The sequence below is a fragment of the uncultured Rothia sp. genome, from assembly GCF_937976295.1.
In the GTDB taxonomy this organism is placed as follows: Bacteria; Actinomycetota; Actinomycetes; order Actinomycetales; family Micrococcaceae; genus Rothia.
On sequence record NZ_CALJRY010000191.1, the window covers coordinates 1 to 4,863 of the forward strand.

Annotated in this window: 5 protein-coding genes; all 5 read left to right on the forward strand. The window is 56.3% G+C overall.

Features of this window, described 5'->3' with window-relative positions:
- Positions 1–871 (forward strand): conjugal transfer protein (locus Q0216_RS05350; protein WP_298593554.1); only part of this gene is annotated, 871 nt, incomplete at its 5' end.
- Positions 872–931: 60 nt separating this feature from the next.
- Positions 932–1,147 carry a hypothetical protein gene (locus Q0216_RS05355; protein WP_298593555.1) on the forward strand — a complete coding sequence of 72 codons (216 nt, stop codon included), beginning with the start codon at positions 932–934 and terminating at the stop codon, positions 1,145–1,147.
- Positions 1,148–1,228: 81 nt separating this feature from the next.
- A complete protein-coding gene (locus tag Q0216_RS05360; protein WP_298593556.1) occupies positions 1,229–1,660 on the forward strand; it encodes a hypothetical protein in 432 nt (143 codons plus the stop codon).
- A gap of 21 nt (positions 1,661–1,681) precedes the next feature.
- Entirely contained in the window at positions 1,682–4,537 is a 2,856-nt protein-coding gene (locus Q0216_RS05365; protein WP_298593557.1) for an ATP-binding protein, read from the forward strand.
- Positions 4,538–4,570: 33 nt separating this feature from the next.
- The coding region (locus Q0216_RS05370; RefSeq protein ID WP_298593558.1) for a hypothetical protein at positions 4,571–4,863 on the forward strand (293 nt) is incomplete at its 3' end.

A 4,863-nucleotide genomic window follows, 5' to 3' on the forward strand; every position in this document is an offset into this window, starting at 1 on the left:
CTCTTCCGATCTCTGGGCCCTCGCTGGCGTCATCACCCTCACGGTTCCGACGCTTTGGGTCTTTGCGATGAGCCAGGGGTTCAAGATGAACCGCCAGGCGCCGCCCACGGAGGATCTGGTACGCCAGGGTGCATCTGACTACGGCTGTGGCCTTTCCCGGGCGTGGTACACCTGGGACTCTGACAATCCTGATGCACGCGGTACGGCTCTGAAGGTTTACAACCCCTCGTGGGATTCTAGGAAGGGCTGGAATGGTCAGGGTAAGCAGTCAGTTGCGTACACGACTTCCCCGATTACGAAGAAGGTGGAGGGGAAGGATCGAGAGTATGATGTGACCTGCGGCATTTTCTTCAGTGATCCGTCGATTGCTCCGGTCTTCGACACGGTGCGCGTGCTGGCTGGTGAGCACTACGGGGAATACTCTCCGCTGTCCATGCCGGCTCCTGTATCGAATCCTGCGATTCCTGTTCCTGGTCAGGTGTACCGGGACGAGGCTGTGGTCCATGATCTGCAGGCGCAGCCGAACGTTTCGACTCCCGTCACGGCCCAGATTCGTTCGTACATGGACGCATGGGGTAAGGGCGACCGCACGGTGCTGCAGGCGCTGATTACTGGAGACATGACTCCTGCTCCTCTATCGGGCGGGCTGTATTTGGCTTCCCCCTCCGACGCATCGGAGATTAAGGTTTACCAGTCCAAGGATTTGTCGCGCACCTACGCGGATGTGAAAGTCCGCTGGAGCGCCAAATCCGGAGCAGTCGTTGAGGCAAATTACCGCCTCGACTTTGTACAGAAGGATGGGAGGTGGTTGGTCTCCAGGGTTGATTCCATTCCGCTAGATCAGAAGGCTTACGTCTCACAGAATCAGTAGTACGTAGCACACCACGCTCAGTAGAAGCGTTTATACAAATCAATTCGACAAGGAAAAATAATGCAGGTTTTTCAGAACATTATTAACAACGGCGACACTATGGTGGCAGCAGGCGTCTCTGTCCTCTGCGCTATCGCATTCTTCATCAACTTTAAAGAGGGTGGTAAGAAGCTTCTGATTACCCTGGCTTTTGTGATGGTGGCTTCAGGCCTGTACTCCCAGCGTGTCCCGATCTCTAACGGCATCGGCAACTTGATTAGCACCATGTTCAACTAAGCGGATGAGAAGAGAAGGTGCTACAGACTCTGACTGTTTTGTAGCACCTTTCCTCTTCCGATAAGACCCAAAGGGAACACATTGGCACGTCACGTCAAAAACAACACAGAGATTTACGAGTTCAAGGACCGTTACGTTCGCGGTACCTCGGACATCAACTTCACAAAGTACGTTCCTGAAGAATTTTTGAACTGGGTTCTGTGGATTTACATGGCTCTCTTCACGATTCCAGTGTGGGCCTTCTTCACCGCTCTCAAGTTCTGGCCTCTAACGTTAGTGCCTATCAGCTCTATTGCATGGGCTCTGCCCTGCATTTTTGGGTGGATGCTCTATCAGAAAGATCGGCACTCTTCTATCCCCACGACCCTGCGGGCAAAGCTGCTGTGGAGCTACTACAGCCGCTCAACTCACCTGCAGGTCAATGGCAAGCCCTATCGAGGGGCAAAGCGTATCGTGCAGGTCAAGATGATTCACCCCTCAACCCGCACCCGCAAACAACACGACAACAGCTAACTCATTTGAAGGACAACAGTTATGAGTATGAAAGCCTCCCTCGGAAACGCCCTCAGCCAAATTGGAGTGCTTAGCAGCGTAGATCTGCTCGATGTCACCTACTGTGATGACTTGATTATCTGCTCGGACTCCGAGGTGTGGACCTACATGGTCATCGCCGGCGAGAACTTCGGCATTACCACTCTCCGCAAGCTCGAGCAGCATGCAGAAGACATCGACACTATTTTTAAGAACGTCACTGACGTGCCTATCCATATGCGCCTGACCACCATGCCTTTTGATAGCCAGGCCTGGCTGAAGATGATGCTTGAGCGTCAGGAACAAGAATCCGCCTCTACCGGTGTTCCCGTCGCCCCCATCTACCACACCTTCATGCGAGCGCAGGCTGATACTCTGCGACTGCAGGGTGCTAAGACCTTCCGCCGCTACCTTGGCGTGTATCTGGGCCGCCGTCACCCGAAGAGCTCGCAGCGGTGGGGAGAAGGTACTCCCCTGGCGTGGGCTTCGAAGCAGTGGGATAAGGTGTTTGGCTCTGCTGATGCTGAGCCGACTGCTGAGGAGCTGGCGCATTACCACAAGCTGGCTAAGCAGATGCGTGACCGCTTTGCCTCTAGCTCTCGTCTGCGTGCCCGTGGCGCGAGCGCGCAGGATATGTGGGATCTTTACTACCATTGTTTGAATTTGGGCATTAATCGTCCTGCGCCGACCCTGTACGGTAAGCAGTGGGGTGCTAACGAGGCGTCTTCAATGACTAGTGTCGTGGATACGACCGACCCGGCAGCCATGAAGATTACGATGCGTAATCCTCAGATTCATCAGGACCGGCAGGCGTGGCAGAAGCTGACGGCACAGGGTGTTGAGGTGCCCGAGCCGTCCCCCATTCTGGAATCCCATGTGGTCGGTATGGCCGTGGAGCTGCCGAAAAAGGGTATCCCTGCAATGTGGGTTGATCAGCTGAAGGAAACCGGTATCCCGGTTGATATTTCGTTCCGATTCATTGTGAAGTCTCACCAGAAGGCGGAAGATGACGCGAAGAAAGCCAACCGGAAGATTAACCAGGAGTCCAACTACCAGTCGGACACGAGTGGAACGCTCAGCAACGAGATCTCACGCCTCAAGGAGGAATCGAAGCAGCACAGCTACGCGGTGGAGAATGACCAGACGGCTCCGCTGATTACCCTCACCACCCGCGTTTTCGCTCACGCAGAGACTCGAGACAAGGCCATCGAATACTCCGAAGAGATCATTAACCTCATGGGTGAGGCTATGCAAACGAACCTCAACCCGCTTTTTGGCGCCTCCTACGACTACTGGCGTGAATCTTTCCCCGCCCAGAAGGCTCTGCGCGATGCCAAGCTGACCGATCATCACACGACCCACACCGATATTGGCGCACTGACCATGAGTGGCGTATTTACCACTGTGGAGGTTGGCCACAAGTTCGGGTTCTACGTCGGGTCCTACGGCTCTACCCCGGTCTTCTTCGACCCGACGCTGTTGGGTAAAAAAGGCCATGCCCCGGCAACCTTCTTCAACGGGTCCTTGGGCTCCGGTAAGACCGTTGCCTCCCTGCAGCTGCTTGACCTGTGCCGAATCCGCAGTTACTTTACGGTGATTATCGACCCGAAGCGCGACCAGTTGGCGAACCTCGCCCTGCATGGCCGCGGCCACGTCAAGCTGTGGTCTCTGAACACCGAGGGCAAGCCCGGCATGCTCGACCCCTTCACCCTCATCTCCCGAGAACCCAACCCCGCAGACCCCGACCGAGACACCGCCGATAAGGCCTACAATCTGTGGCGCTCCGAAACGTTCTCCCTGGTGGAGATGGTCATCTCCGAAATGCTCGAATCCAGCATGACCGAGAACCAGCGCGCTCGCCTGAATGACCTAATTCGCGTGGAGCTCTCGACCGAGAACCCGTCCATGTACACGTTGATGGAGCGCATGCGCCGCGGCGAGCTGGGCAAGACCGAGGAAGAACTCTACGCGGACTCTGGCAGTGAGGCATACCAGGCAATGCGCCGTGAAATGTCCAACCTGCATTCCAACCTGCAATCCGCAGCGGAAGACAGCATCGGCCGCCTCGTCTTCGGCAAGAAAACCGAGAACGTGCAGCTGCACTATTCGGGCGTGAACACCATCCTCATCAACACCAACGGGCTTACCCTTCCGACCGAAGGACAGGCAGCATCAGGCTACCGCGAGCGCGCCTCCTCCATGGTCTACGGCCTGCTGGCAACCTATGTTGGTCAGCTGTTGATCAACTCGAAGGCGATCCAGGGTTTCAAGGTGCTTGTGGTGGACGAATTCAACGTCGCGCGCGACAACGTGGCGTTCCAGTCCCAGATTAAACGCATCGTTTCAATGGGCCGCTCCCTGATGATCACCCCGTTCCTGCTGGACCAGTCCACGGCCAGCGCGAACGACGAGAAGCTGTTCGGCAACAAACTCGGCGGACGCTGGGTTGGACGCTCTGATGAGCGCTCGCGTAAGGCGGTGGCAACGGCGCTGGGTTATGCCGACCGTCCGGACGAGTTCGAGGCTCTGGTGGCTGCTATGCCTGATGTGATGCGTGACCGTCCGGGCCGTGCGCTGATTTCCCTGCCGCCTGATGACGATACCGGCAACATCAACAACGTTAAGGTGGTCCAGTTCGATATTGGCTGGAACCCCGAGTATCAGGCGTTCTTGTCGAATAATGACGGTCAGAGCCGAGATGAGCGCGCATCCATGCAGCAGTACCCGACGGACGCGAACGGTATTTGGCTAGATCCGTATTCGCCGGTGCTGGAGTCCACTGTAGCTGTGGTGGAGCCCGAACCTGCCGCTGAACCGGCAGCAGAAACTGTAACTGTTCAGGAAGATGCCTGGGTGTAGCGGCTGCTCCCCATATGTGAGAGGAAAAAGATAGTGAAAGAAATGGTCTGGCGCACCATCCCCACGTGGGTATGCCGGATTGTGTTTGCCGTGGTGCTGGCAAGCTTCATCAGCTACATTTCGGCGCTGATGCAGGCTCAGGTGGCGCAGGCGTGGGCTCCATTTGGGCTGGATAAAATTTGCGATATCCAGTACGTGATGGACCCGCCGGCCTACTCGACGAGCACCGTCGATACTGGCCACACCACCGATGGTCTGAACGTCACCCCCACCAAGGTCTCCTACACGGAGATCAGCGATTTCTGGGGTGCCTACGGCTCTTCTGG

Bases quoted from the DNA above. Each gene is read 5' to 3' on its own strand.
- Q0216_RS05355 (WP_298593555.1), top strand. From the start codon at position 932: ATGCAGGTTTTTCAGAACATTATTAACAACGGCGACACTATGGTGGCA.
- Q0216_RS05365 (WP_298593557.1), top strand. From the start codon at position 1,682: ATGAGTATGAAAGCCTCCCTCGGAAACGCCCTCAGCCAAATTGGAGTG.